Annotated in this window: 25 protein-coding genes; 15 read left to right on the forward strand and 10 right to left on the reverse strand. The window is 66.6% G+C overall.

Annotation, left to right across the window (positions count from 1 at the left end):
• The coding region (locus tag KW83_RS14030; RefSeq protein WP_036180091.1) for an IS630 family transposase at nucleotides 1–356 on the forward strand (356 nt) is incomplete at its 5' end.
• A 254-nt stretch (nucleotides 357–610) separates the two neighbouring features.
• On the opposite strand, the gene gyrB is transcribed toward KW83_RS14030, so the two are convergent.
• The 7 genes from gyrB to mutM form a co-directional block, all read right to left on the reverse strand.
• On the reverse strand, nucleotides 611–3,028 hold the full coding sequence (gene gyrB / locus KW83_RS14035; protein WP_036180094.1) for a DNA topoisomerase (ATP-hydrolyzing) subunit B: 2,418 nt from the start codon (nucleotides 3,026–3,028) through the stop codon (nucleotides 611–613).
• A 240-nt stretch (nucleotides 3,029–3,268) separates the two neighbouring features.
• Entirely contained in the window at nucleotides 3,269–4,348 is a 1,080-nt protein-coding gene (gene recF / locus KW83_RS14040; protein ID WP_036180097.1) for a DNA replication/repair protein RecF, read from the reverse strand.
• An 88-nt stretch (nucleotides 4,349–4,436) separates the two neighbouring features.
• Nucleotides 4,437–5,555, reverse strand: coding sequence for a DNA polymerase III subunit beta (gene dnaN, locus KW83_RS14045; protein WP_036180100.1), 1,119 nt, complete (start codon nucleotides 5,553–5,555; stop codon nucleotides 4,437–4,439).
• Nucleotides 5,556–5,671: 116 nt separating this feature from the next.
• Entirely contained in the window at nucleotides 5,672–7,075 is a 1,404-nt protein-coding gene (dnaA, locus tag KW83_RS14050; protein WP_036180103.1) for a chromosomal replication initiator protein DnaA, read from the reverse strand.
• Nucleotides 7,076–7,559: 484 nt separating this feature from the next.
• Entirely contained in the window at nucleotides 7,560–7,823 is a 264-nt protein-coding gene (gene rpsT / locus KW83_RS14055; RefSeq protein ID WP_036180106.1) for a 30S ribosomal protein S20, read from the reverse strand.
• A 152-nt stretch (nucleotides 7,824–7,975) separates the two neighbouring features.
• Entirely contained in the window at nucleotides 7,976–8,752 is a 777-nt protein-coding gene (locus KW83_RS14060; RefSeq protein ID WP_036180109.1) for an enoyl-CoA hydratase, read from the reverse strand.
• 62 nt (nucleotides 8,753–8,814) lie between these two features.
• The gene (mutM, locus tag KW83_RS14065; RefSeq protein ID WP_036180112.1) at nucleotides 8,815–9,666 is read right to left on the reverse strand and encodes a bifunctional DNA-formamidopyrimidine glycosylase/DNA-(apurinic or apyrimidinic site) lyase; all 852 of its coding nucleotides are present in this window, start codon (nucleotides 9,664–9,666) and stop codon (nucleotides 8,815–8,817) included.
• Nucleotides 9,667–9,754: 88 nt separating this feature from the next.
• Here mutM and ubiE point away from each other — a divergent pair, with 88 nt between their 5' ends.
• Both ubiE and ubiB read left to right on the forward strand, forming a co-directional pair.
• Entirely contained in the window at nucleotides 9,755–10,507 is a 753-nt protein-coding gene (ubiE, locus tag KW83_RS14070) for a bifunctional demethylmenaquinone methyltransferase/2-methoxy-6-polyprenyl-1,4-benzoquinol methylase UbiE (RefSeq protein WP_036180115.1), read from the forward strand.
• Complete coding sequence (gene ubiB / locus KW83_RS14075; protein WP_036180118.1) at nucleotides 10,508–12,037, forward strand: 2-polyprenylphenol 6-hydroxylase; 1,530 nt, start codon at nucleotides 10,508–10,510, stop codon at nucleotides 12,035–12,037.
• A gap of 57 nt (nucleotides 12,038–12,094) precedes the next feature.
• On the opposite strand, the gene KW83_RS14080 is transcribed toward ubiB, so the two are convergent.
• Both KW83_RS14080 and KW83_RS19305 read right to left on the reverse strand, forming a co-directional pair.
• The gene (locus KW83_RS14080) at nucleotides 12,095–12,751 is read right to left on the reverse strand and encodes a flagellar hook capping FlgD N-terminal domain-containing protein (RefSeq protein WP_036180121.1); all 657 of its coding nucleotides are present in this window, start codon (nucleotides 12,749–12,751) and stop codon (nucleotides 12,095–12,097) included.
• 10 nt (nucleotides 12,752–12,761) lie between these two features.
• Nucleotides 12,762–14,102 (reverse strand): flagellar hook-length control protein FliK, encoded by a 1,341-nt coding sequence (locus tag KW83_RS19305; RefSeq protein ID WP_051928526.1) that lies wholly within the window; start codon nucleotides 14,100–14,102, stop codon nucleotides 12,762–12,764.
• Between the two features lie 93 nt (nucleotides 14,103–14,195).
• On the opposite strand from KW83_RS19305, the gene KW83_RS14090 reads away from it, so the two are divergent.
• From KW83_RS14090 to KW83_RS14135, 10 genes are all read left to right on the forward strand, one after another.
• Nucleotides 14,196–14,468, forward strand: coding sequence for a rod-binding protein (locus KW83_RS14090; protein ID WP_051928527.1), 273 nt, complete (start codon nucleotides 14,196–14,198; stop codon nucleotides 14,466–14,468).
• Nucleotides 14,461–14,793, forward strand: a complete 333-nt coding sequence (locus KW83_RS14095) for a hypothetical protein (RefSeq protein ID WP_036180123.1) — start codon at nucleotides 14,461–14,463, stop codon at nucleotides 14,791–14,793. Before KW83_RS14090 ends, KW83_RS14095 begins: the two co-directional genes overlap by 8 nt.
• Nucleotides 14,794–14,885: 92 nt before the next feature.
• Nucleotides 14,886–15,491, forward strand: coding sequence for a CDP-alcohol phosphatidyltransferase family protein (locus KW83_RS14100; protein ID WP_036180125.1), 606 nt, complete (start codon nucleotides 14,886–14,888; stop codon nucleotides 15,489–15,491).
• An 11-nt stretch (nucleotides 15,492–15,502) separates the two neighbouring features.
• Entirely contained in the window at nucleotides 15,503–16,693 is a 1,191-nt protein-coding gene (locus tag KW83_RS14105; protein ID WP_036180127.1) for an ABC transporter substrate-binding protein, read from the forward strand.
• A gap of 22 nt (nucleotides 16,694–16,715) precedes the next feature.
• Nucleotides 16,716–18,389, forward strand: a complete 1,674-nt coding sequence (locus tag KW83_RS14110; RefSeq protein WP_036180130.1) for an ABC transporter permease — start codon at nucleotides 16,716–16,718, stop codon at nucleotides 18,387–18,389.
• On the forward strand, nucleotides 18,382–19,011 hold the full coding sequence (locus KW83_RS14115) for an ATP-binding cassette domain-containing protein (protein ID WP_036180132.1): 630 nt from the start codon (nucleotides 18,382–18,384) through the stop codon (nucleotides 19,009–19,011). Before KW83_RS14110 ends, KW83_RS14115 begins: the two co-directional genes overlap by 8 nt.
• A 205-nt stretch (nucleotides 19,012–19,216) precedes the next feature.
• Nucleotides 19,217–20,059 (forward strand): flagellin N-terminal helical domain-containing protein, encoded by an 843-nt coding sequence (locus tag KW83_RS14120; RefSeq protein WP_036180135.1) that lies wholly within the window; start codon nucleotides 19,217–19,219, stop codon nucleotides 20,057–20,059.
• A gap of 92 nt (nucleotides 20,060–20,151) precedes the next feature.
• Nucleotides 20,152–20,514 carry a flagellar biosynthesis regulator FlaF gene (flaF, locus tag KW83_RS14125; RefSeq protein WP_036180139.1) on the forward strand — a complete coding sequence of 121 codons (363 nt, stop codon included), beginning with the start codon at nucleotides 20,152–20,154 and terminating at the stop codon, nucleotides 20,512–20,514.
• Nucleotides 20,511–20,915 (forward strand): flagellar biosynthesis repressor FlbT, encoded by a 405-nt coding sequence (gene flbT / locus KW83_RS14130; RefSeq protein WP_036180142.1) that lies wholly within the window; start codon nucleotides 20,511–20,513, stop codon nucleotides 20,913–20,915. Before flaF ends, flbT begins: the two co-directional genes overlap by 4 nt.
• Nucleotides 20,912–21,709: a DUF1217 domain-containing protein gene (locus tag KW83_RS14135; protein WP_036180145.1), complete on the forward strand. Its 798-nt coding sequence runs from the start codon at nucleotides 20,912–20,914 to the stop codon at nucleotides 21,707–21,709. Before flbT ends, KW83_RS14135 begins: the two co-directional genes overlap by 4 nt.
• A gap of 522 nt (nucleotides 21,710–22,231) precedes the next feature.
• On the opposite strand, the gene KW83_RS14145 is transcribed toward KW83_RS14135, so the two are convergent.
• Nucleotides 22,232–23,539, reverse strand: coding sequence for a FliI/YscN family ATPase (locus KW83_RS14145; protein WP_036180150.1), 1,308 nt, complete (start codon nucleotides 23,537–23,539; stop codon nucleotides 22,232–22,234).
• Between the two features lie 87 nt (nucleotides 23,540–23,626).
• Between KW83_RS14145 and KW83_RS14150 the strand changes: the two genes are divergently transcribed.
• Together KW83_RS14150 and flgC are read left to right on the forward strand one after the other, a co-directional pair.
• A complete protein-coding gene (locus tag KW83_RS14150; RefSeq protein WP_036180153.1) occupies nucleotides 23,627–24,001 on the forward strand; it encodes a FlgB family protein in 375 nt (124 codons plus the stop codon).
• Between the two features lie 12 nt (nucleotides 24,002–24,013).
• Nucleotides 24,014–24,391, forward strand: coding sequence for a flagellar basal body rod protein FlgC (gene flgC, locus KW83_RS14155; RefSeq protein WP_036180156.1), 378 nt, complete (start codon nucleotides 24,014–24,016; stop codon nucleotides 24,389–24,391).
• Nucleotides 24,392–24,399: the final 8 nt, after the last annotated feature.

Below are 24,399 nucleotides of genomic sequence, written 5' to 3' on the forward strand. Positions count from 1 at the left end.
GACAGGTTTTGGACGGTCCCGTCAACGGCGAAGCGTTCCGGGCTTATGTCGCGCACGTGCTCGTCCCAACCCTGCGCCCGGGCGATGTGGTGGTTATGGACAATCTGGGCAGCCACAAAGGGCAAGCCGTGCGGCAGGCGATCCGTAACGCGAAAGCGCATCTACTTTTTCTGCCGCCCTACAGCCCCGACCTGAACCCGATTGAACAGGTCTTCTCGAAGCTCAAACACATGCTCCGCAACGCAGCCGAGCGCACAATGGAGGCAACGTGGCGCAGGATCGGGACACTGCTCGACCGCTTCAGCCCACAGGAGTGCGCGAACTACCTCGCCAATACTGGATACGCTTCAAGCTAATCTCATCATGCTCTAGAGAAGGGCGTAAGCATGCTGAAAGAGCGCGACTTAGTACGGTGGCGGATCATTGATGGGCAATAAGGCTCAACCCGACTGGACAGAGAAACCGTCGTCGTGGTTCAACGGAAGTGCGGATCGATTAGGATCCACCGCCTCCGCCCGCATAGATTATACGCTAAGTACATGAACAAGGAGAGATCTACTTGATCTCCGGGCGCCCGTGAGGCGAAAAACTACCCGCTTCCCACACCGCCTCAAGTATCGAGGTTCTCGACCGCGAGCGCGTTGGACCGGATGAAGTCGCGCCGCGGCTCCACAACGTCGCCCATCAGTTTCGTGAACACGTCGTCGGCCTCAGCCACGTCTTCGACACGCACCTGCAAGAGCACCCGCGCGTCGGGGTCGAGCGTCGTTTCCCACAGCTGACTTGGATTCATCTCACCCAACCCTTTGTAGCGCTGCAGCGTCAGCCCGCGCTGCCCCTCATCTGTAATCGCGTCCAGCAGGTCGAGAGGACCGTGGATCAGTTGTTCCCGCTCCTTGCGCACCAGGGATGCGGGATCGGTATAGACCCCGCGCAGCGCCTCCGTGTGCACCCCGAGCCTTCGCGCCTCGCCCGACCGTAGGACGGCACCATCGAGCGTGCGCAACTCCTCCACCCCGCGCAACACGCGGCTGAGGCGGATGCCGTGATCCTGGGTGATGCGCCCCTGCCAGCCGGTCTCGTATTCTGGGGCGATCTGGTCGAGCCGGTCTGCCACCCGGTCCGCGACGCCCTGAAGATCCCGGTCCGCCTCACCGGGCGAGAAGGCTCCGGCAATGGCCGCTTGCTCCAGGATCGTCTGCTGATAATGGGTCGGGAACTGCTGCAGCGCGCGCCGGGCGGTCCGCGCCTCCTCAACCACACGCAACAGATCGTTTCCGGCGATCTCGTCGCCGTTGGTCAGCCGCAGGACGGCCCCGTCGACCCCTTGCTGGATCAGATAATCCTCAAGCGCCGGCTCGTCCTTGAGATAGACCTCGGACTTGCCGCGCATCACCTTGTAGAGCGGCGGCTGGGCGATATAGAGATACCCGCCCTCGATGATCTCGGGCATCTGCCGGAAGAAGAACGTCAACAGAAGCGTGCGGATATGGGCGCCGTCCACATCCGCGTCTGTCATGATGATGATCTTGTGGTAGCGCAGTTTCGCGATGTCGAACTCGTCGCGTCCGATCCCGGTGCCGAATGCGGTAATGAGCGTGCCGATCTCCTGGCTGCCGAGCATCCGGTCGAAGCGCGCCCGCTCGACGTTGAGGATCTTGCCCCGGATCGGCAGGACCGCCTGATTGAACCGCGCACGCCCCTGCTTGGCAGAGCCTCCGGCGCTGTCGCCCTCGACGATGAAGACCTCGCGCTGGGCGGGATCCTTGACCTGGCAATCGGCCAGCTTGCCCGGCAGGTTCGCCACGTCGAGCGCGGATTTCTTGCGCGTCATCTCCCGCGCCTTGCGGGCGGCCTCGCGCGCCAGCGCCGCCTCGACGATCTTCGTGACGATGTTGCGCGCCTCGACGGGATTTTCCTCGAACCACTCCGACAGCTTTTCGTTCATCAGCCCCTCGACCGCGGGGCGCACCTCCGAAGAGACCAGCTTATCCTTGGTCTGGCTGGAGAATTTCGGGTCCGGCACCTTGACCGACAAGACCGCCGTCAGCCCCTCACGGGCATCGTCGCCAGTGAAGTTGATCTTCTCCTTGCGCGCGATCCCCGACTGACCGGCATAGAGGTTCAGCGTCCGCGTCAGTGCGCCCCGGAACCCCGCCAGATGGGTGCCGCCGTCGCGCTGAGGGATGTTGTTGGTGAAAGGCAGGACCATCTCGTTGTAGCTGTCGTTCCACCACATGGCGACTTCGACGGTGATCCCGTCGCGATGCCCGGTGAAAAAGATCGGCTCGGCAATCCGGGAGGTCTTGGACCGGTCGAGATACTTCACGAATTCCCGAACGCCGCCCTCATAGAACAGCTCGCTCTCGACAGGTTCCGCATGGCGCTCGTCGCGGATCACGATCCGCACGCCGGAGTTCAGAAACGCAAGCTCGCGCAGGCGCGCCTCAAGCGTCTTGAAAGAGTAGTCGAGGTCAGAGAACGTCGTGGTAGAGGCCAGGAACCGGACCCGCGTGCCCTTCTGCCCGTTCGCATCGCCCACGACCCGCAGATGTTCGACGGTCTCGCCGCCTTCAAAGCGCGCGCGGTGCTCCTTGCCGTTGCGCCAGATCGTCAACTCCAGCCAGTCGGACAAGGCATTGACGACCGACACGCCCACGCCGTGCAGACCGCCCGACACCTTGTACGAATTCTGGTCGAATTTTCCCCCCGCGTGAAGCTGGGTCATGATGACCTCGGCCGCCGAGACGCCCTCTCCCTCATGCAGGTCGACCGGAATGCCCCGGCCATTGTCATGCACGCTGACGCTGTCGTCATCATGCAGCGTCACCACGACCCGGTCGGCATGGCCGGCCAGCGCCTCGTCGATGCCGTTGTCCACGACCTCATAGACCATGTGGTGCAGGCCGGAACCGTCGTCCGTGTCGCCGATATACATGCCCGGACGTTTGCGCACGGCTTCCAGGCCCTTGAGAACCTTGATGGAACTCGCGCCATACTCTTCGATGTCGAGCGTACTTTCGGTCATGTCTGCCTGCTGTCCTTGTGCTGCCGTTTTCTAGTGTTTTTTGGCGGCATTGTCACGCGATCCCCACCATATTTGGTGGTGGAACGGCGTCATTGCGAGGGTTTCGCCGCAGAGCGGCGTGCAAGACCGCGGCAATCGGCCCACAAGGTCCGCGTTGCGGCCCCGATCGCCGGCGGGCGACGATCGCGATCCGAGAGCATGCCGAGCGTCCGCTGGACCGGGACAGCACGGAGCGCAGGCTCATGCCCTGATCCGGCTCTCTCCCGAAGCGTCCACGACCTCGATCTGCCGCGCGCGCGCCCCAAGGTCGGCGAAAAGCTCGGACCCGGTACCGGTCATCCAGGCCTGCGCGCCCAGGGCCACGACCTCGTCATAGAGTGCGGCCCGGCGCGCAGCGTCCAGATGCGCGGAAACCTCATCCAGCAACAGGATCGGCGGCGCCCCAAGGCCCGCTTTCAGCGCCCGCGCATTCGCCAGGACAAGGGATATCAGCAGCGCCTTCTGCTCACCGGTAGAGCACATGGCGGCCGCAACCCCCTTGTCGCGATAGACCGCCAGAAGGTCTGCACGGTGCGGCCCGACCAGCGTGCGGCCCGCCGCCATGTCCCTGGGACGGCTGTCTTCCAGCGCCGTCGGCGACAGCTCCGGCATCCCCTCCGGCGCGACAACCGCCAGATCGGACACCGGGAACGCCGTCTGTGCCCCGTCCTGCGCCTGCTGGATCCGCGCGACCGCCTCGGCACGGCAGGTCGCTATGGCGGCGCCGGCCTCGACCATCTGCGCCTCCAGCGCGCCGTACCATGCAGGGTCCCGCACCTGATCCTTCAACAGCCGGTTGCGTTCGCGCATCGCCTTCTCATAGGTCAGCGACGCTTCGGCATGGGAGGGGCGAAAGGATAGCGCCATGCGGTCCAGGAATCGCCGGCGCCCGTCCGCCCCTTCGATCCAGAGCCGGTCCATCGTCGGAACAAGCCAGATCATCGGGACCACCCGCGCAAGCGTCGCCTGTGGCACCGTCTTGTCATTCAGCCGAACTGACCGGCCATGGTCCGGTTCGGCCCGCGTGTCGATCTCATGGACTTCCGGCCCGCTTCGGATCGCGGCGCCCACGCGCCAACCGATCGCTTCCTGCCGCCGCACCAGGTCGCCGGCAGGCGCCCGGCGAAGGCCCCGCCCCGGCGACAGCAGGGACACGGCCTCGATCAGGTTGGTCTTTCCGGCGCCATTCGCCCCCCAGATCGCCACCGGGCGCGCATCCAGATCCAGTACCGTCCGACGGTGAGAGCGGAAATGGCTGAGTTCAAGGCGCGTCAGATACATCCGCACGCCTCCCCCTTCATCTTTCCCGAAATATCCCGGGGGACGGCGTCCCGAAGGGCGCCGGGGGGCAGCGCCCCCGCCGTCCCTGTCACACACGCATCGGCATGACCACGTAGACCGCGGAGGTATCCGTTCCCTCGCGCATCAGCGTTGGATCGGCGCTGGAGTTGAACAGGAACACCGCGTTTTCGCGATCGACCTGGCTGGCGATCTCCAGCAGGTACTTGGCATTGAACCCGATTTCCAGCTTCTCGTCGGAATAGGCGACCACCAGTTCCTCTTCGGCATTGCCGGCGTCGGGCGCGTTGACCGACAGGATCAGCCGGTCCTCGTCGAGCTGCATCTTCACCGCCCGGCTCCTCTCGGAAGAGACGGTCGCAACCCGGTCCACGGCGCGGGCGAAATCGCTCGCGTCCACCTCCAGCTTGCGGGTGTTGTTCACGGGAATGACCCGCGTGTAATCGGGGAACGTGCCGTCGATCACCTTGGACGTCAGGGTAATTTCCGGTGTGGCGAAGCGGACCTTGGTCTCGGACACGGATACGGCAATCTTCGCATCGTCGTCGTCGAGCAGCTTGCGCAGCTCCCCGACCGCCTTGCGGGGGACGATCACGCCGGGCATGTCCTCGGCGCCATCCGGCAAACCGGCATCGATCCGCGCCAGCCGGTGCCCGTCGGTCGCCACGCAGCGCAGGACCCGGCCGCTCTCTGCCTCGGCCACATGCATGTAGACACCGTTCAGATAATAGCGCGTCTCCTCGGTCGAGATCGCGAATTTCGACTTGTCGAAGAGTCGCCGCAGCACCGGCGCGGGGGCCGAGAAGTTCGAGGCGTACTCGCTGGTGGCCATCACCGGGAAATCCTGGCGCGGCAGCGTGGCCAGCGCGAAGTTCGACCGACCCGCCTCGACCGTCAGCCGCCCCGACGCGCCGTCGTCGGTCAGGTTCACCAGGGCACCGTCTGCCAGCTTGCGGACGATTTCGTGGAAGGTGACCGCGTTCACGGTGGTCGCGCCCGCGCGCTCGACCTTGGCCGGCGCGCGGTCAAGAACCTCTATGTCCAGATCGGTGGCACGGAACATGACCTCATCGCCGTCGGCCTCGATCAGGACATTGGCCAGGATCGGGATCGTGTTGCGGCGTTCCACCACGGACTGGGCCCGCGCCACGGCCCGAAGAAGCGCGCCACGCTCGATGCTGAACTTCATCTCCGTCTCCGTCCGCAGGTGCCGGGCCGTCACGCTAGCCGCTTGGCGGACCCGCGCAAGCGCATTCTGGAAGGAATCGCCCGAACCGTGGCCTTTCGGTCAGGCCAGGACGTCGCTCATCGCATTTTCAGGGCTTTTCGAAGGATCTCGATATCCTCCAGGAGCGCCGCGTCATCGGCGGCCATCTCCCCGATCTTGCGAATACCGTACATGATCGTGGTGTGGTCGCGCCCGCCGAACTTCCGCGCGATCTCCGGCAAGGACTTGTCCGTCATCTCCTTGGCCAGATACATCGCGACCTGGCGGGGCCTGGCATAGACGCGGTTCCGCTTCGGACCGACCAGATCGGCGAACCGGATCGCGAAATGGTCGGCGACGGCGCGCTGGATCTCGTCGATGGATGTCTTCCGGTCGACGATCTTCAGCATGTCGCGGAGATATTCCTGCGCCATGGTCACGTCCACTTCGCGTCCCAAAAACGACGAATGGGCAAAGAGACGGGTCAGCGCGCCCTCCAGTTCGCGCACGTTCGTGGCGATCCGGTGGGCCAGGAATTCCATCACCCCTTCGCCGATCCGCGCGCCCGGAAACTGTTCCGAGAACAGATCCATCTTGCGCTGCAGGATCCCCAGGCGCAGCTCGTAGCTGGTCGGGTGGATGTCGATCACCAAGCCGGAGTTCAGACGGCTCACGATCCGCTTTTCCAACCCGTCGATCTCTCCCGGAGCGGCATCCGCGCTGAGCACGATCTGTTTTTTCTGCTCCACCAATGCGTTGAACGTATGAAAGAATTCCTCCTGCGTGGAGTCCTTTCCGGCGATGAACTTCACATCATCGACCATCAGCACATCGACTGACCGGAAGAGCTGCTTGAAGCCCATCATGTCCTTTTCCCGCAGCGCCTGTATGAAACGGTACATGAAGGTTTCAGCCGAAAGGTAGAGCACGCGCGCGGACGGGTCGCGGGCCTGAATCTCCCAGGCGATCGCATGCATGAGGTGCGTTTTGCCCAAGCCGACGCCGCCGTAGAGAAACAGCGGGTTGAAGGTCACCGGGCCGCCATCGGCCACGCGGCGCGCCGCGGCATGGGCCAGTTCGTTGGGCTTGCCGACGACGAAATGATCGAAGGTACAGGTCTTGTCGAGCGCCAGGCCGGCCAGAGGCAGATCCTTGCGACGCAGCGCCTGGGCGGCGGCGGCCGAAACCTTCGGCAGCGGAGCATTCTGCCGCGGCTCACGCATCTCTCCCTGGGCACAGGGCCGCTCAGCCGCATTCGCGACCCGATCGACGACGAAGGCCAGCCGACGGACGACGCTGCCGTTCGCCTCGACCTCCCGGATGATCGAGTCGCCGAAATAGCGATCGACCCAGTTGCCCATGAAGTTGGATTGTACGTTGAGGGTCAGAACCCCGTCGGTCAGGTCGAGAAACCGGAGCGGCTCGATCCAGGTCACGTAGTTGCTGTGGCCGACCTTCTCTTTCAGGGCCTTGCGAACCTGGCCCCATTTGTCATGCGTCATGATGTCTCCCACCGCCCTAGATCAAACCACGACACCCCCCCTCAAGGACGCCACGCGCACGATCCCAGACAGTTGGGGCCCAGGGAAAAGCCTACTCTACCGGCAAACCGGTGAAGGCATCTCCCAAGATGCAATGCATACGGTGATTCGCCTTATGCGGGTGGCAGCCCGCTTCGACATCACCGAGCCATCTGCTCGGACAGCGGGGGTGGAAGCGATGAATATACCATGCTTCTCTCAGTACGAAGAGCGTGGAAACCGTGTCCTCGCCCGCCGCCGATCTGCCCCGCTTCGTCCCCCAGTCGTGAATCGCTGGACGAACATAGCGACCGATCCGAAGCGCGCGCAACAGATCAAAATCGTTGACTCCAGCATTCCCCATATCAAATCCGGAGGCTGCGGATTCGGAGACATCGCAAGCCTTTGAAACGAAAAGAAGCGCGCCGTGAAGCGCGCTTCCGCCTATAAAATAAAGGGGTCTCGCCTAGGCGATCGACTTCACGCGGCTGGACAGCCGAGAGATTTTCCGAGACGCCGTGTTCTTGTGCAGGATGCCCTTGCCGACCCCGCGCATGATCTCCGGCTGGGCGGCCCGCAGCGCCTCCTGGGCCGCGGACTGGTCGCCGGAGGCGATCGCCTCCTCGACCCGGCGCAGATAGGTGCGGATGCGCGACCGCCGCGCCTTGTTGATCTCAGCGCGCCGTGCGTTCTGGCGCGCGCGCTTCTTGGACTGGGGCGTATTTGCCATCGGGCTCTACCTTTCGGGTCATCACAAACTCTGACGCGCGCGACTTTCACAACCCCAGGTTGACCACCGGGCAATCCGACCAGAGCGGGTCTCACGCGCATTTCAGCCGCCCACATAGGCGGTTGCGGCGGTCTTGTGAAGGGGCGTCGGCGCTATTTGTCCCGGAACTGCGGCTCGCGCTTGTCGAGAAAGGCGCTCATGCCCTCCTTCTGGTCCTCCGTCGCGAAGAGCGCGTGGAAGAGACGCCGTTCGTGCAGGATACCTTCGCTCAGCGTGGTCTCGTAGGAGCGGTTCACCGCTTCCTTGACCGCAAGGGTCGCGATCTGGCTCTTCTCGGCGATCTTGTTCGCGGCGGACATCGCCTCCTCGACCAGCTTCTTGGCCGGGACCACCCGGCTCACCACGCCGGAACGCTCGGCCTCCTGGGCGTCCATGAAGCGGCCGGTCAGGTGCATCTCCATCGACTTGGACTTGCCCACCAGCCGCGTCAGCCTCTGGGTGCCGCCGATCCCCGCCACCACGCCAAGGTTAATCTCGGGCTGGCCGAACTTGGCGCTGTCGGACGCGATGATGAAGTCGCACATCAGCGCCAACTCGCATCCGCCGCCCAGCGCATATCCCGACACCGCGGCGATGATCGGCTTGCGGCACCGCTCGATGGCGTTGACCTGACGGCCGAACAGGTCGGTTACGAACACGTCGACGAAGCTCTTCTCGGCCATTTCCTTTACATCCGCACCGGCGGCAAAGGCCTTTTCGGACCCGGTAATGACCAGGCAGCGGACCTTGTCGTTGCCTTCCGCCTCCGTCACGGCCTGGGCCAGTTCGCCCAGGAGCGTGCTGTTCAGGGCGTTGAGCGCGTCCGGGCGGTTCAGCCGGATAAGCGCCACGTGGTCATCGATCTCGACGATGATGGTCTTGTAGGCCATGGAGCGGTTTCCCAAGGTGCTGCCGGACACCGACCCATATCAAGCCGGTGCGCCCGATCAAGCTATCTTTGGCAGACGGGACAGTAGAAACTCGACCGGCCCGACTGCACCACCCGCCGCACGGTTCCGGCGCATCCCGGCGTCACGCAGGGCGCGCCCGCGCGGTCGTAGACGCGGAAGGTGTGCTGGAAGTAGCCCAGCGCGCCGTCGGTCTGCCGGTAGTCGCGCAGAGACGATCCCCCCGCCGCGATGGCGTCCTGGAGCGTTTCCCGGATGACGGGGACAAGGCGGCGCACGCGGTCCGCCCCGATCCGGCCCGCCCTGCGGAGCGGAGAGATACCGGCCCGGTGCAGGGCCTCGCAGACGTAGATGTTGCCCAGGCCGGCGACGATCCTCTGGTCCAGAAGCGCCGTCTTCACCGGCACGCGCCGCCCCGCAAAGGCGGCCAGCAGGTGCGGCTCATCGAAGCGGTTGCCCAGCGGCTCCGGACCCAGCCGCGCCAGCAGCCAGTGGTCGTCCAGGGCATCCGTTCGGGTCAGATCCATGGCCCCGAACCGGCGCGGATCGTTGAAGGTCACGCAGGCGCCGCCCTCCAGATGAAACACCACATGGTCATGTTTTTCGGACGCCCCTTGGGGCTGGTGGAACGCCGCCGTCGGCGCGTCGTTCACCTGCATCCGGCCCGACATGCCAAGGTGAACGATCAACGTCTCGCCCCGGTCGAGCGGCGCCAGCAGGTATTTCGACCGACGCCCCAGGGACAGGATCCGTGCCCCGGTGAGGCGCTCCGCCATCCTCTCCGGAAAGGGCCAGCGCAGGTCCGGGCGGCGCAGTTCGAGGCCCAGGATCCGGCGCCCGGCCATGGCGGGTTCCAGTCCGCGGCGAACCGTCTCGACCTCCGGCAGTTCAGGCATGGCGGGACCCCCTCTGCTGTCCGGTCGCATTGTCTCCGGTCGCGGGAGGCATATAAGAAGGCTCAGCCGACAAGGATCGCAAGCCCCCATGACAGAACGCGACACCAGAACGACGGATTTCGGGTTCCAGACCGTGCCCTACGACGAAAAGGCGGACCGGGTACGGGGAGTGTTCTCCTCCGTTGCCTCCCGCTACGACGTCATGAACGACGTCATGAGCATGGGCATCCACCGGCTCTGGAAGGACGCCATGATGGACTGGCTGGCGCCGCGTCCGGGGCAGCGGCTGCTCGACGTGGCGGGCGGCACCGGCGATATCGCGTTCCGCTTTCTGGACCGCGCGCCGTCGGCCCGCGCCACCGTGCTCGACCTGACGGAGCCGATGCTGGTTGCCGGTCGCGCCCGCGCTGAGGCGAAAAGCCTGGGCGGCAGGCTCGACTGGGTGGTCGGCGATGCCATGGCGCTGCCGTTCGAGGATCGCAGTTTCGACACCTACACCATCAGCTTCGGCATCCGGAACGTCACCGGCATCGACATCGCGTTGACCGAGGCGTTCCGCGTCCTCAAACCGGGCGGTCGGCTGATGGTTCTGGAGTTCTCGCAGATCCCGAACGACCTGATGCAGAAGGCCTACGACCTCTATTCCTTCAACGTGATCCCCCGGATGGGGCAGGTGATCGCAGGCGACCGCGACAGCTATCGGTACCTGGTGGAATCGATCCGCCGGTTTCCCGACCAGGACCGGTTCGCGGGAATGATCCGGCAGGCGGGGTTCGATCAGGTACGCTACCGCAACCTGTCCATGGGGATCGCCGCGCTGCACTCCGGCTGGAAGATCTAGGTGCGCGGTCCGCACAATATCTGGCGCCTGATCCGAACCGGAGCGACCCTTGAGCGCACCGGCGCGATGGGCGTGGTGCTGGATGCCTTCTCCGCGCCGCCGTCGCTCCGCTTCGCGGCGCGGGCCCTTGGCTGGCCTTTCAAGTGGCTGGGCTACAAGGGGGATCCGGCGCTGCCGCCGGCCACCCGCGCGATCACCGCGCTGGGTCCCGCTTACATCAAGTTCGGACAGGTTTTGTCGACCCGGCCCGATGTTGTGGGCGATGAGCTCGCCGTCCAGCTTCGGGTCCTGCAGGACAAGCTGCCGCCCTTTCCGCGGGACGTCGCGCTCGCCACGGTGGCCGAGGAGCTGGAGATCGCCCCGGACACCGTGTTCGCAGAGTTCTCGGAGCCCGTCGCCGCCGCCTCGATCGCGCAGGTCCACCGGGCACGTCTGCGCGACACCGGCGCCGATGTGGCCGTCAAGGTTCTCCGCCCCGGCATCGAGCGCGCGTTTCGCCGCGATGTGGATGCATTCTACCTGGCCGCGCGGATGATCTCGATCCTGGCGCCATCCGCACGGCGGCTGCGGCCGATGGAGGTGATCGAGCATTTCGACGGCGTCGTGCGGGGTGAGCTGGACCTGCGTCTGGAAACATCCGGAGCCGCCGAATTCGCCGCCAACACGGCGCGGGATGCGGGATTCCGCGTGCCCGGCATCCACTGGTTTTTGTCCTCGCGCCGCGTGATGACCATGGACTGGGCCGAGGGGATCCCGGCGGGCGACGTTATCGCCATCGACGCCGCCGGCCATGACCGCAAGGCTCTTGGGGAACGGGTGCTGCGCCTGTTTCTCAGCCACGCGCTCCGGGACGGCTTCTTTCATGCGGACATGCACCAGGGCAACCTGAAGATCGGGCCGGACGGCGACATTGTCGCGCTGGACTTCGGGATCATGGGGCGGCTCGACGAGTATACCCGCCGCGTCTATGCCGAAATTCTCTTCGGCTTCATCCGCAAGGATTATCACCGGGTCGCAGAGGTCCATTTCGAGGCCGGATATGTTCCCTTCGACCGCGATGTCGACGAGTTCGCACGTGCCCTGCGGTCGGTCGGAGAGCCGATTTTCGGCATGGACGCGACCCGGATCTCGATGGGGCGGCTGCTGAACTACCTCTTCGAGGTGACCGAGCGGTTCGGCATGGAGACGCGCACCGAATTGATCCTGCTTCAGCGCACGATGGTGGTGGTCGAGGGCGTGTCCAGGACGCTCTATCCGCAGATCAACATCTGGCAGGTCGCACAGCCCATCGTCGAAGACTACATAAAGGACAGCATCGGCCCCAAGGCGCTGTTGCGGGATCTGTCTCGCACGGTGCGGGTCCTATCCCGCTTCGGACCCCGCCTGCCGCAGATGGCCGAGGCGGCGCTGATCCGACAAGCCAGGGACGAGGCCGCCGAGACAACCGGCGCCTGGCTGCGTCCGCTTGTCGCCGGGGGTGTCGGCGCGGCGCTTTCGGCCGCACTCATCCTGGGCGTGATGGCCCTCTGAGCGCCGCCGGCGCCCCGGGGCGCCGGATGGTGCCCGCGGCGACGACTTCCGCGCGCCTCAGGGCGCCGCGCGCACGGCTGAGACGTCCGACGCCATGAGTTCGACGCCACCGGCCAGCGCAAGGGTCGGCCCGGCCTCGGAATACCGGATCTCCTGCACGCGGCCGTAGGCGGAGACGGGCTCGCTCGCCACAAGGGTCCCGCCTTCGAAGCTCTCCGTCTCGAAGGAATAGACCCCGGCGACCAGCTGGCGGCCCGCAGGGTCGCGGCCGTCCCAGGCGACCGGCTCGCCGGATCCGCCGACGGTGAACCGATCCACCTCGACCCCGGCGTCGTTGCGGACCACCAGTTCATGGCGCGCGCCGGCCACAGGACGCTGCGGATAGACTGTCAGCGGCGCGCCTTCGTAGTAGAGCGGCATCTGCGCGCGGACATCGCGGCCGATCCATCCGGTCATAGCCATGAACTCGTCGCCGGCGGTACTGCCGGCCATGGCCTTGAGCAGATCGTTCGTCACGACCTGCTGCTCGACGCTGGAAAAGGTCGCAAGCTGCACGGCGAAATCCTCGGCCTTCATCGGATCGAGCGGGTCCTGGTTGCTGATCTGCGTGGTCAGAAGCGTCAGGAACGTCTGGAAATCCGAGGTGGTCTGGTTCGCCACAGCGGGCGCTTTCGCGGGCGCGGGGGCGGCGGTCTGCAGTTGCGATACGTCCATCGTCGTCCTCTCAAAATCTCAGATCGACCCGCGTGGGGTCGGTTGCGGTGCGCCGCTGCGGGGCGACGGCGATGATCTCCGGCTCCGCGGCGTACCCCATGTCGCGGCGCTGGTCGGGCGGCGCTTGCTCCCCGCGGTCGCCGAAGCCGATGTCGACCGATCCCAGGCCGGCATCGCGCAGCGCGTCGGCCAACTGATCCATGTTGCGCCGCAAAAGCGCGGTCGTCTCCGGACGGTCGGCTGACAGTTGCACCGACACGCCGTCCTCGCGGTGGCTGAGAGAGATACGCACCCTGCCCAGCTCTTCGGGCGAAAGCGCGATCTCGATCCGGTCGCCGCGCGCCTGGACGATGGCTTCCGACAGCGCGCGGACCTGTTCTGCTGCGGCCGCCGGCGCGCCGTGCGGGACCGGGGGCGCAGATCGCGGCGCGTCCACCTGCGTGGATTTTGCGCCCAGGTCCACCAGATCGGAGCGCGCATCCGTCTTGGGAACGGCCATCTCCGTCGATGCCGCTGCCAGTTCGGGCGCGGACACGTCGCCGAACCGGGCCGGCGCATGGCCCTGGCCGCGCGGGCCGACGACCGCGGTGACGGCCGATGCCGCGGCAGGCGGCATGTCGGCCCCGGTCCTGGCGGCGGGATCGACGGCCGCCACCGGTGGGGCCGCAGCCTCCGTCCCCGCGCGGATGGCGCCGCGAACGATCTCGACCGTTTCCTGTTTCCCGGCGACCGGCCTACTGGCCGACCGTTGTTCGGGACGCAGATCCGGGGCGGGTCGATCGCGGAGCCCTTCGGCGGCCGTTCCGCCGGTCCGCATCGCCGCGTCCGGAGGCGCGGAGGGCGTTCCTGACGGTCGCATCGCGCCTTCCGCCGTTCGGGCCGTCTCCATCCGCGCCCGGGTCACCAGCTCCCGGGGATCGGGGCCGGTCGAGGGGTCGGAACCCGTCCGGGGGGACGCTGCGGGCGGTATATCCGGCGCCTCTTTCCGACCCGCGTCCCGCACGCCGCTCCGCATGTCGTCCATCCCAAGCACGTTGGGCGGTGCCGTTCTGGGTGCATCCCGCCCCGGCTCCACCGCGGCCCTCTGCTCCGGATCGGCAGGGTCCGCCCCCTCTTGCGCTGTATCGAGAGCCTTCTCTCCGTCCTGCAGCAATTCTTCCCCGGCGGCTTCCGTATCGGCAGCCTCGGGGTCCGGGACGCGTGCCGCCCCCTCGGCCGAAGGCCCGTCCGCGGACGCCCCCGCCAGCGCGGCGAGCGTCGTTCTGAACTCCGCGCCGCCACTGGACCGGACCGCAGGCGGAACCTGACCGCGCGTCGATGCCGGATCGCTATGATTCTCGAATCGGAGCATGGCTCATCCATGAAGCTTCCGTCGCAGGCTGGCCGCAAATCCTTACGATTTCTTTACCGGAATCACGCAAGACGGCATGGAAGGGAGATATTCATGGACGCACTCGACCCCATTTCGACCGGCATCGCGAAACCGCGGGAGGCCGCGATCCGCAAGGCCGCGGAAACGCTCGAAGCCGCCTTTTTGTCGGAGATGCTGAAGGGCGCCGGGCTTGGCGAAAGCCAGAACACCTTTGGCGGCGGCATCGGCGAAAGCCAGTTCCAGTCCTTCCTGCGGGACGAACAGGCCGCGCAGATGCAGGCGGCGGGCGGCATCGGGCTGGCCGAACAGTTGGTTCGCAGCATGACGGGGCGGACCGATGGATAGGCTCGTCGCCGATCTCCTCGCCCTGCTCGAGGCCGAGCGCGCACATCTGCGACGGGGCGATCTGGCCGCCGCGGCCGCGCTCATCCCGCGCAAGACTGCCTGCGTCGAGAAGCTGGAGCGCAAGGGCATCACCCGCCCCATCGACGCGTTGACCGAGGCGGCGGAACTGAACCTCAAGCTGCTCGACGCCGCGAAATCCGGAGTCGAGGCAGCCCGCGACCGGCTGACGGTCATCCGCGACGGCGTCACCACCTCGACCTATTCGGAACGGGGCCAGAGGACGCGCATCGCGGCGGTCAGGCCGGAGCTTGAGCGGCGCGCCTGAGGGCGCGTCCAACAGCCCGTCACAAACGCGACAGCCGAGTTGCGGCACGCCCGGATTTACGTGAATGATCGCGTAAAACCGGAGAAGCGACCTTGCTCGACGCTGCTGTGCGAAAACTGATCGATCCGCCGCTGAACGCTGCGGGTCGCGCACTCGCCCGGGTTGGGCTGACGGCGAACGCCGTGACGATGACCGGCCTGGGGCTGGGCCTCGCCTCGGCCGCGCTGATCGCTCAGGGGGCATTTCTGGCCGCGCTGGGGATCTTGCTGCTCTCTCGCCTTGCCGACGGCCTGGACGGCGCGGTGGCGCGCGCGACGGTGCGAACGGATTTCGGCGGCTATCTGGACATCGCGTCGGACTTCCTTTTCTACGGCGCCGTACCGTTCGCGTTCGCCCTTTACGCACCGGACCGCAATGCCCTTGCCGCGTCGTTCCTTCTGACCAGTTTCTACGTCAACGGCACCAGCTTCCTGGGATACGCCATCCTGGCAGAGAAACGCCGCATGGAGACCGCACGCCAGGGTCACAAGTCGCTCTACTTTTCGAACGGGCTTTTGGAGGGCACGGAAACCATCGGCTTCTTCGTGATCCTCTGTCTCCTGCCCGACCTCTTCGCGCCCCTTGCCTACGCCTTCGGAACACTGTGTTTCGCAACGGCCGTGCTGCGGATCCATGCGGCCCGCCGTATTTTTTCATGAAAGGCCTGCGAATGAAGCTCCTGTTACTTGTCGCCGCGTTCTGTGGACCGGCCGCCGCCCTAGCGGAGCCCGACCCGTCGGACTGGAACGCCGTCCTGAAGGAGGCCGACGGACAGACCGTCTACTGGCACGCCTGGGGCGGATCCACGCCGACCAACGCGTTCATCGAATGGATCGGGGACAAGGTGGCGCAGGACGCGGGCGTGACTCTCGAACACGTCAAGCTGACAGATACCGCCGATGCCGTGACCCGCGTGTTGGCCGAGCGGCAGGCCGGTGAGACACAGGACGGTGCGGTCGATCTGATCTGGATCAACGGGGCCAACTTCGCGGCCATGAAGCAGGGCGGTCTGCTGTTCGGTCCCTGGTCGGACCGGATCCCGAACAATGCGCTCGTCGTCGAAGACGACGTGGTGACCAACGACTTCGGCACCGCGGTGGACGGGCTGGAGAGCCCCTGGGCCAAGGCGCAACTGGTGTTCATGTATGACAGTGACGATGCGGCACCCCTATCCTCGATGGGAGAAATAAAGGATTGGGCGGCGGAGAACCCGGGCCGCTTCACCTTTCCGCAGCCGCCGGATTTCCTGGGCACCACGTTCCTGAAACAGGCACTGGTGAGCCTTGTCGAAGACCCGGCCGTGCTCCAGGATCCGGTGGAGCAGCACGATTTCGACGCCGTGACAGCCCCCCTCTGGGCCTATCTCGATGAGATCACGCCAACGCTGTGGCGCAGCGGCAAGGCGTACCCCGCGACCGGGCCGGCGCAGTTTCAGCTCCTGTCGGATGACGAGATCGACATGGCGCCATCGCTCTCTCCGTCAGAGGCGTCCACCGCGATCGCCAATTTCCAGCTTCCCGAAAGCGTTCGCACCTTCGTCCCGGAAACGGGAACGATCGGCAACGCGTCCTTCGTGGCGATCCCGTTCAACTCCGGCTCCAAAGCCGGCGCGATGGTGGTGGCGAACGCGCTTCTGTCCCCGGAGGCGCAGCTGCGCGCCCAGGACCCCGAGGTGCTCGGCTACGGCACCGTGCTGGACATGGACAAGCTGTCCCGAAAGGACGCCGCCGCCTTCGCGGATCTGAAGCTGGGCATCGCGACGTTGCCACCCGCCGATCTGGGACGGGCGCTGCCGGAACCCCACGCGAGCTGGTCGGCGGCGGTCGAATCGGCCTGGCTCTCGCGCTACGGCGCGGAGTGACGGTCTCAGGCCAGCCGGCAGGATGCTGAGGGTTCTGCCCGCGCTGACCGTTCTTGCCATGCTGGGTCCGGTGGCCGCAGGGCTGATGGGTGCGGTCCTGCCCGCGATGGGCCATCTGCCGGCGGCCGGGTTCCAGGGGCCCTCCATCGTGGCGGTCGAGCGGCTCCTGGCCTGGCCCGGTCTGTCGGCGGCCTGCCGCCTGTCCGTCACCACGGGCCTTCTTGCCACCTTCATGTCGCTGCTGATCGTCACGCTCATCGTCGCGGGCTGGTCGGGGACGCGCGCCTTCGCCTGGCTGGAGCGTCTGCTCTCTCCCCTGCTGTCGGTCCCCCACGCCGCAGCGGCCTTCGGCCTGGCGTTCCTGATCGCGCCATCGGGATGGCTCGCACGGATCGCGGCACCTCTTGCGGGGTGGGAAAGACCGCCGGACTTGTTGATCGTCGGCGATCCCTGGGGTCTGTCGATGACCGCCGGGCTGATTGCCAAGGAGGTGCCGTTCCTGCTGCTGATGACCCTTGCCGCGCTGCCGCAATCGCAGGCCGGCCCGTCGATGGAGGTCGCCCGCTCGCTGGGCTACGGCCGCGTGGCCGGCTGGCTCAAGGCGGTTTTCCCGCGCGTCTATGCCCAGATAAGGCTGCCGGTCTACGTGGTTCTGGCCTATTCCATGTCCGTCGTCGATGTCGCCCTGATCCTCGGGCCGACGACGCCCGGGACCCTGTCGGTCCAGATCGTCCGGTGGATGGGCGCACCGGATCTCGGGATGCGCATGGTGGCCGCGGCCGCGGCGCTCCTGCAATTCGCGCTGGTCATCGGCGCGCTGGCGTTCTGGCGCCTTGGCGAATGGGCCGTCACCCGGCTTGGGCGCCGCTGGGCAGAGGGTGGCGGGCGCGGCGCGGCAGAGCCGGTGCTGCGCGGTGCCGGACTGACCCTGGCGGGGATCTCGGCGGGGGTGGTGCTGCTGGGACTTGTCGGCCTTGCGATGTGGTCTTTCGCGGGGCCCTGGCGCTATCCCGATCTCACCCCGGACGCTCTGACCCTGCGCTCCTGGTCGCGCCACTTTCCCGGTCTTCGGGATGCCGCACGCGACACTTTCGTGGTCGCCGGAGTCGCGGCCATCATCGCCCTGGCCCTGACCGTCGGCTGCCTGGAGGCCGAACATCGCGCCCGCCGCCCCCCCAGCCGCGCGGCCACCTGGCTTTTGTACCTGCCGCTTCTCGTCCCGCAGACCGCCTTTCTGCCCGGTCTGCAGTCCTTTCTCCTGTCCCTGGGGGCGGATGTGGGGCGGGTGCCGGTCATCGGCGCGCATCTGGTCTTTGTCCTTCCATACGTCTTTCTGTCGCTGGGCGACCCATGGCGCGCGTGGGATCCGCGTTATGCCACGGTCGCCGCGGCACTCGGCGCGACGCCGGGGCGTGCGCTCCTGCGGGTCCGGCTGCCGATGCTCCTGCGTCCCGTCCTGACGGCTGCCGCCGTGGGCGTCGCTGTAAGTGTCGGACAATACCTGCCCACGCTGTTGATCGGCGGCGGCCGCGTGGCGACCTTGACGACTGAGGCCGTGGCGCTTGCGTCGGGCGGGGACCGCCGGGCCATCGGCGTGTTCTCCCTTGCCCAGACCGGTGCCGCGCTCTTTCCCTTCGCGCTCGCCGTCGCGCTGCCGGCCCTGATCTTCCGCAACCGCCGGGGGCTCCATGGCTGAGGGGCTGACGCTCGATTCCGTGGCGGTTCGGCAGGGCGGCGACATGCTGGTGCAACTCGACGCCCATATCGCTCCGGGAGAGGTGCTGACCGTGATGGGCCCCTCCGGCAGCGGCAAGTCCACCCTGCTCGCGTTCCTGACGGGCAACCTGGCACCGGCGTTCCAGGCGACCGGCCGCGTGGTGCTTGCCGGCCGGGACATCACCCATCTTCCCACCCATGAGCGGCGGATCGGCATCCTGTTTCAGGACGACCTGCTGTTTCCGCATCTTTCGGTCGCGGGAAACCTGGGTTTCGGGATGCGGCCGGGGGGCTCCGACCGCCGCGCGCGCATCGATGCGGCCTTGGAAGAGGTTGGCCTGGCCGGCTTCGGACCGCGCGACCCCGCCACCCTGTCCGGCGGCCAGCGCGCGCGTGTCGCCCTGATGCGCACGCTCCTGGCGCAGCCGTCCGCGCTGCTGCTCGATGAGCCGTTCTCCCGTCTGGACGCGGCGCGCAGGGCGACGACGCGGGACATGGTCTTCGCCTCGGCCCGGCGCCACGATCTGCCCGTGGTCATGGTCACCCATGACGCGGAAGACGCAAAGAGCGCGGGCGGACGCACGATCACCCTCGGGGATTAACCTACAATCTTCATGGAATAGCGTGGCGGCGGGCAGAACTAAGCTGCGCGCGTTAGCGGCTCGTTAGACAATTCCGGTCAATGTGACCCCACGCCGAAAGGTGGTGCGCGTCCACGGGACGACGCCCGGATCAGAAGGATCACCCAACCGGACCGCTTAGGCGGCAACGGACGTAAAACAGCGTCCGCACGATAGGAAATTACCAATGACCAGCATCCTGACCAACACCGGCGCGATGGTCGCGCTCCAGACCCTGCGCTCGACCAACGCCAACCTGGCCGAAACGCAAAGCCAGATCTCGACCGGCAAGAAGGTCAACGACGCCAAGGACAACGCCGCCGTCTGGGCCGTGTCCAAGCAGATGGAAGTCGACGTCTCCGCCTTCAAGGTGATCAACGACACCCTCGGCACGGCGGAAGCCACCGTGGGCACCGCCATGGCCGGCGCGGACCGCGTCACCGACCTTCTGAACCAGATGAAGGATCTTGCCGCCGGCGCGATGACCGACGGTACCGACTTCGGCGAAGTCGACAACGCGATGCAGAAGAAGATCGCGGAAATCACGTCCGCCATCAACGGGTCGCAGCTGAACGGCATCAACCTGCTGAAGACCGACATCGGCAACGGCTCCGCCAATTTCACGGCGCTCGCTTCGCTCGACCGGGCCAACGGCGGTTCGGTGACCACGGCGAACAACATCGTCGTCGCGTCGGCGGACTTCCAGACCAGCATCCAGGGTGCGACCGTCACCACCATCACCGACCAGGCCTCCGCCGCGACGGCGCTGGGCGAGATCGAAGCGCTGATCGACATCGCCATCGAAGGCACCGCCAAGCTCGGTGCGTCGGCCGCCAATATCAGCAGCCAGCGTGACTTCGTGTCGTCGCTGACCGACTCGCTGAAGAACGGGATCGGCAGCCTTGTGGACGCCAACATGGAAGAGGCCTCGGCCCGTCTCCAGGCGCTGCAGACGCAACAACAGCTGGGCGTCCAGTCGCTGTCGATCGCCAACCAGGCGCCGCAGACGATCCTGTCGCTGTTCCGCTGATCCGGTGACGGTGGGGCGTCCGAACGGCGCCCCACCCCCCTTTACTCGTCTCCTCAAGCGGCTTGACCGCTCCGTCTCGAAAAGGACAGGACGTGAACGCAACCCTTCTCGCCCGCTCTGCCTACACCACCTCATCCACATCGATGCGCGCCCCGCGCGACACCGAATACGCGGCTTTCGCCCGCGCCACGTCGGCCCTGAAGACGGCCGGAACCTACAGCGAGCGCGCTGCGGCCATCAACAAGAACCGCGAACTCTGGACGTTGTTGGCCTGCGACGTCGCCAGCCCCGACAACGGGCTGCCGGCAGAGCTCCGCGCGCGGATCTTCTACCTTGCCGAATTCACCGACCAGCACAGCAGCAAGGTGCTGCGTGGCGACGCCGATCTTGCAGCCTTGGTCGAGATCAATACCGCGATCATGGCGGGGCTGAGAACACCGGCAACGGTGTCATGAGCGGCCTGGTCCTCAAGCTCGGACCGGCCGAGCGCATCCTCATCAACGGGGCGGTGATCGAGAACGGAAGCCGCCGCAGCCGACTCAACATCCTTACCCCCGGTGCGAACATCCTGCGCTTGCGCGACGCCATCCACCCGCGCGACGCCAATACCCCCGTCCGGCGCCTGTGCTATGCAGCCCAGCTCGTCCTGTCGGGAGACCGCCGGATCGAGGACGTGACCAACGAGCTGCTCGAAGGCATCGAACAACTGTCCCTCGCCCTGCGCGACCCGATCAGCCACGAGGCGTTGTCGGCCGCCCGCAAGGCGATCGATGCCGGACAGGCCTACCAGGCGCTGAAGTCACTTCGAAGCCTCATCGATACCGAGGCGATGATCCTGTCACTGGCCAGGACATGAGTTTCGTTCCCGTAGTTCCGCTGCCGGGCCCGGCGGGCTGGGCATTCCTTCAGCGCACGCGCGACACCCAGCAGACCGCGTTCGAGGCGCAACCCCGAATCCAGCGCAACATCTCGGAATTCGAGAAAAGGATCGCCTCGATCACGTCGGCCGAGGATCTCGTTGGCAATCGCAATCTCATGGAGGTCGCCTTGGGGGCCTTCGGTCTGGACGGAGATATCAACAACCGGTTCCTGATCGAGAAGGTTCTTTCGTCCGACACGCAGGATCGTACATCTCTCGTGAACCGCTTCGCAGACAAGCGGTATCTCTCCTTGTCGCGGGCCTTCGGGTTCGGGGATGCGGGCGGCGCGCGAACGGGGGACGACGGGTTCGCACGCCGCATCGTCGATGCCTATCGAAATCGCCAGTTCGAGATCGCCGCGGGGGAGGTCGATCCCGACATGCGCCTGGCGCTGGGGTTCTCCCGCGACCTCGCTGAAATCGCGTCCCGTCCATCGCTCAGCAACGACGGCATGTGGTTCACCATCATGTCGAACCCGCCCGTCCGGAAAGTGTTCGAAAGCGCCTTGGGACTGCCGAAGAGTTTCGCGGCGATCGACCTCGACCAGCAGATCGGGGAATTCAAGTCCCGCAGCCGTCAGGCATTCGGAACCGACGACGTCAAGGCGCTCAGCGCGTCGGACAGATCCCCCGAAATCGTGGACAAGTTCCTGGTCAGATCCCAGATCGATGCGATTTCCACGGTCGGGTTCTCCAGCGCCAGCATTGCCTTGGCCCTCCTGCAGTCCTGAGCCCCGCGGCTCCGCCCCCCGCGCACGCGCACATAGGCGCTTTCGTCGATCCTCGCCCCGCTTGTTACGATCCCGGTCGCAATGGCCTCGCACGCGCGGATTCTCTCGATTCCCGCGAAACCGGCTGGCGCGGGTCAGTACGAAGTCGGGGTGGTTGGCTTTCGGCTCATCCACTTCGGCCGGCGTTTTCTGGCGGTCGGCGAGAGGGCGCAGCGGAACGACGGCCGCCCGTGCCCTCGCGCGTGGCTGGTGTGGATGCCGTGATTGCGCCGGGCTCCGAGCGCCACGGCGACGGTTCGAGAACGGTGGCGAGCAGAGCGTTTCGGAAGGGCAAGGTGCCTGTGACGCAGAAGCGACCGCCGATCGCCTGGCCGTCGGCCTGTTCCGCGGTCGAACGGCTCGCTTGCCGGCGGTCGGTGCGCAACTTCCATGTGGACCTTCCCGGGCGATGTCACCGGACACCCATAGTAAGGGAACGCGTGTCCTGCGGGGTCGACGGGGTTCCACCCACGGCGGCTCGGATCAGCGCGACAGGCACCGCGCCAGCGCTCGGAAGCTCTCTCCCGGGTCCATCGGTTCGGACTGGCCCAGAAAGGCATCGAGCTTCGGCCAGGCCTCCACGGCGGCATCGAGCACCCGGTCGGACCCGGCATTGTAGAGGCCCGCGCGAATCATCAGCTCTGAGCGTTCGTAGGCCGCGATCAGCCTTCTCGCCTCGACGATGAGGGTCATCTCATGGGCGGTGGCTGCCTCCGGCAAGGCGCGGGACACGGACCGGACCAGATCGATGGCCGGGAATCGACCGCGCTCCGCGATGGCCCGGTCGAGGACGACATGGCCGTCGAGAACGCCCCGCAGGATGTCCGCCAGCGGTCCCTCCATATCGCTGCCGGGAACGAGCACCGTGAAGATGGCAGTGATGTCACCCGACCCCTCCGCCCCCGGGCCCGCACGCTCGGCCAGGGACATGATCTCGGGGGCGGTGGAGGCGGGAAAGCCCGCAATCACCGGCGCCTCTCCGCGTGCGGCGGCCATCTGCCGGTGCGCTTCGGCGTGGCGGGTGATCGAGTCCGCCAGAAGCAGGACGTGGCGGCCGTCGTCGCGAAACCGTTCGGCCACGGCCAGCGCCGCGGGAAGGCAGCGGGCGCGGTCCGCCGCGGGCCGGTCGGCGGTGGCGGCAATGACGACCGTCCGCGCCATGCCCTCCGGTCCGAGCGCGCGCTCGACGAAATCTCGCATCTCCCGGCCGCGTTCGCCGATCAAGGCCAGCACGACCACATCCGCCTCGATGCCGCGGGCAAAGGCGGCAAGCAGGGAGGATTTGCCCACACCGGATCCGGCAAACAGCCCGATCCGCTGTCCGCGCACGATCGGCAGCACCGTGTTGAACGCGCGAAGGCCGGTGGACAGCCGCGCCCCCATCGCGCGCCGGGTGGCGGCGGCGGGAGCGGCGGCGAAATGCGCCAGGCTCACAGCCCCCGGAAGCAGCGGACGCCCGTCGAGGGGACGGCCCGCTGGATCGACGATGCGGCCGATCCAGCTCGGATCCGGAGCCAGGGCCGCCGCGCCCTCGGCCAGCACGCGATCGCCGGGGATCAGTCCGGCGGGAGAGCGGTCCAGAAGCACCGAGATTCTGCCGTCCGCGGCTCCGACGATCTCACCGCCCACGGCGCCGACCCCCACCGTCACGCGCTCTCCGAGACGTCCGGCGCGCGCCAGGCCCGTCACCCGCAACACGCCTTCGCCGACCGCGTCGAGCCGTCCGGTCTGCCGGACCACGGGCGCGCCCCTGACGGCGGCCGCCACGTTCAGTAGTCCAGGTCGGTCCATTCGCACGCTCCGTTCATGTCGTCGAAACCGTTTATAAAGGAATCAGCCTTAATGCTTCGTTGAGCCGCAACACGGGACTCAACGTTAATGCCAGATATCGGTGTCTCCTCACTCGCCAGCGCCCTCGCCTCTCACGCAGCGGCGCGCCAGGAGCTTGTCGCTCGGAACATCGCGAACGCCGACACGCCGGACTATCGCGCCACGGACCTTGCGCCCTTCGCGGAACAGCTGGACGGCCCCGCCATGAAGGCGACCCGCGACGGGCATCTCGACGTCGACACCAGCACGACACGGGCCGAAACCGTCGAGCGCCCCGGCCAGCCTTCTCCCAACGGCAACACGGTGTCGCTGGAGATGGAGATGATGCAGGCCGCGGGAATCCGGCAGCAGCACGACATGGCCCTGTCCGTCTATACCGCCACCCGCGACATCCTGAGCACGGCGCTCGGGCGCGGACGATAAGGAGATCGACCGATGAACGGACTGCTTTCCGCGCTCGGCATATCGGCCACCGGGATGGATGCCCAGTCCGCCCGTTTGCGCCACGTTTCGGAGAATATCGCCAATGCCGACACGCCGGGATACCGGCGCAAGACGATCCCGTTCCGCGAACTTGCCGATGGCGGCGTCGAACCCGGCCGCGTCCGGCTCGACCGCTCGGAGCTGCCCAGCATCTACGACCCCAGCCATCCGATGGCCGACGAGAACGGTCAGTACCTGGGATCCAACGTCGATCTCATCATAGAGGTCGCCGACGCCCGTGAAGCCCAGCGCAGCTACGAGGCCAACCTCAAGATCTTCGATCAATCACGCCAGATGGCGCAAGGGCTGCTCGAGCTTCTGCGCCGCTAACGACCACC

This window comes from Palleronia rufa, from assembly GCF_000743715.1.
GTDB classification, from domain to species: Bacteria; Pseudomonadota; Alphaproteobacteria; order Rhodobacterales; family Rhodobacteraceae; genus Palleronia; species Palleronia rufa.

Bases quoted from the DNA above. Each gene is read 5' to 3' on its own strand.
- KW83_RS14145 (WP_036180150.1), bottom strand. From the start codon at position 23,539: ATGGACCGACCTGGACTACTGAACGTGGCGGCCGCCGTCAGGGGCGCG.
- KW83_RS14135 (WP_036180145.1), top strand. From the start codon at position 20,912: ATGAGTTTCGTTCCCGTAGTTCCGCTGCCGGGCCCGGCGGGCTGGGCA.
- flbT (WP_036180142.1), top strand. From the start codon at position 20,511: ATGAGCGGCCTGGTCCTCAAGCTCGGACCGGCCGAGCGCATCCTCATC.
- KW83_RS14080 (WP_036180121.1), bottom strand. From the start codon at position 12,751: ATGGACGTATCGCAACTGCAGACCGCCGCCCCCGCGCCCGCGAAAGCG.
- rpsT (WP_036180106.1), bottom strand. From the start codon at position 7,823: ATGGCAAATACGCCCCAGTCCAAGAAGCGCGCGCGCCAGAACGCACGG.
- KW83_RS14110 (WP_036180130.1), top strand. From the start codon at position 16,716: ATGCTGAGGGTTCTGCCCGCGCTGACCGTTCTTGCCATGCTGGGTCCG.
- KW83_RS19305 (WP_051928526.1), bottom strand. From the start codon at position 14,102: ATGCTCCGATTCGAGAATCATAGCGATCCGGCATCGACGCGCGGTCAG.
- KW83_RS14115 (WP_036180132.1), top strand. From the start codon at position 18,382: ATGGCTGAGGGGCTGACGCTCGATTCCGTGGCGGTTCGGCAGGGCGGC.
- KW83_RS14095 (WP_036180123.1), top strand. From the start codon at position 14,461: ATGGATAGGCTCGTCGCCGATCTCCTCGCCCTGCTCGAGGCCGAGCGC.
- KW83_RS14060 (WP_036180109.1), bottom strand. From the start codon at position 8,752: ATGGCCTACAAGACCATCATCGTCGAGATCGATGACCACGTGGCGCTT.
- dnaA (WP_036180103.1), bottom strand. From the start codon at position 7,075: ATGACGCATGACAAATGGGGCCAGGTTCGCAAGGCCCTGAAAGAGAAG.
- KW83_RS14105 (WP_036180127.1), top strand. From the start codon at position 15,503: ATGAAGCTCCTGTTACTTGTCGCCGCGTTCTGTGGACCGGCCGCCGCC.
- gyrB (WP_036180094.1), bottom strand. From the start codon at position 3,028: ATGACCGAAAGTACGCTCGACATCGAAGAGTATGGCGCGAGTTCCATC.
- flgC (WP_036180156.1), top strand. From the start codon at position 24,014: ATGAACGGACTGCTTTCCGCGCTCGGCATATCGGCCACCGGGATGGAT.
- ubiE (WP_036180115.1), top strand. From the start codon at position 9,755: ATGACAGAACGCGACACCAGAACGACGGATTTCGGGTTCCAGACCGTG.
- KW83_RS14120 (WP_036180135.1), top strand. From the start codon at position 19,217: ATGACCAGCATCCTGACCAACACCGGCGCGATGGTCGCGCTCCAGACC.
- recF (WP_036180097.1), bottom strand. From the start codon at position 4,348: ATGTATCTGACGCGCCTTGAACTCAGCCATTTCCGCTCTCACCGTCGG.
- KW83_RS14090 (WP_051928527.1), top strand. From the start codon at position 14,196: ATGGACGCACTCGACCCCATTTCGACCGGCATCGCGAAACCGCGGGAG.
- KW83_RS14150 (WP_036180153.1), top strand. From the start codon at position 23,627: ATGCCAGATATCGGTGTCTCCTCACTCGCCAGCGCCCTCGCCTCTCAC.
- dnaN (WP_036180100.1), bottom strand. From the start codon at position 5,555: ATGAAGTTCAGCATCGAGCGTGGCGCGCTTCTTCGGGCCGTGGCGCGG.
- mutM (WP_036180112.1), bottom strand. From the start codon at position 9,666: ATGCCTGAACTGCCGGAGGTCGAGACGGTTCGCCGCGGACTGGAACCC.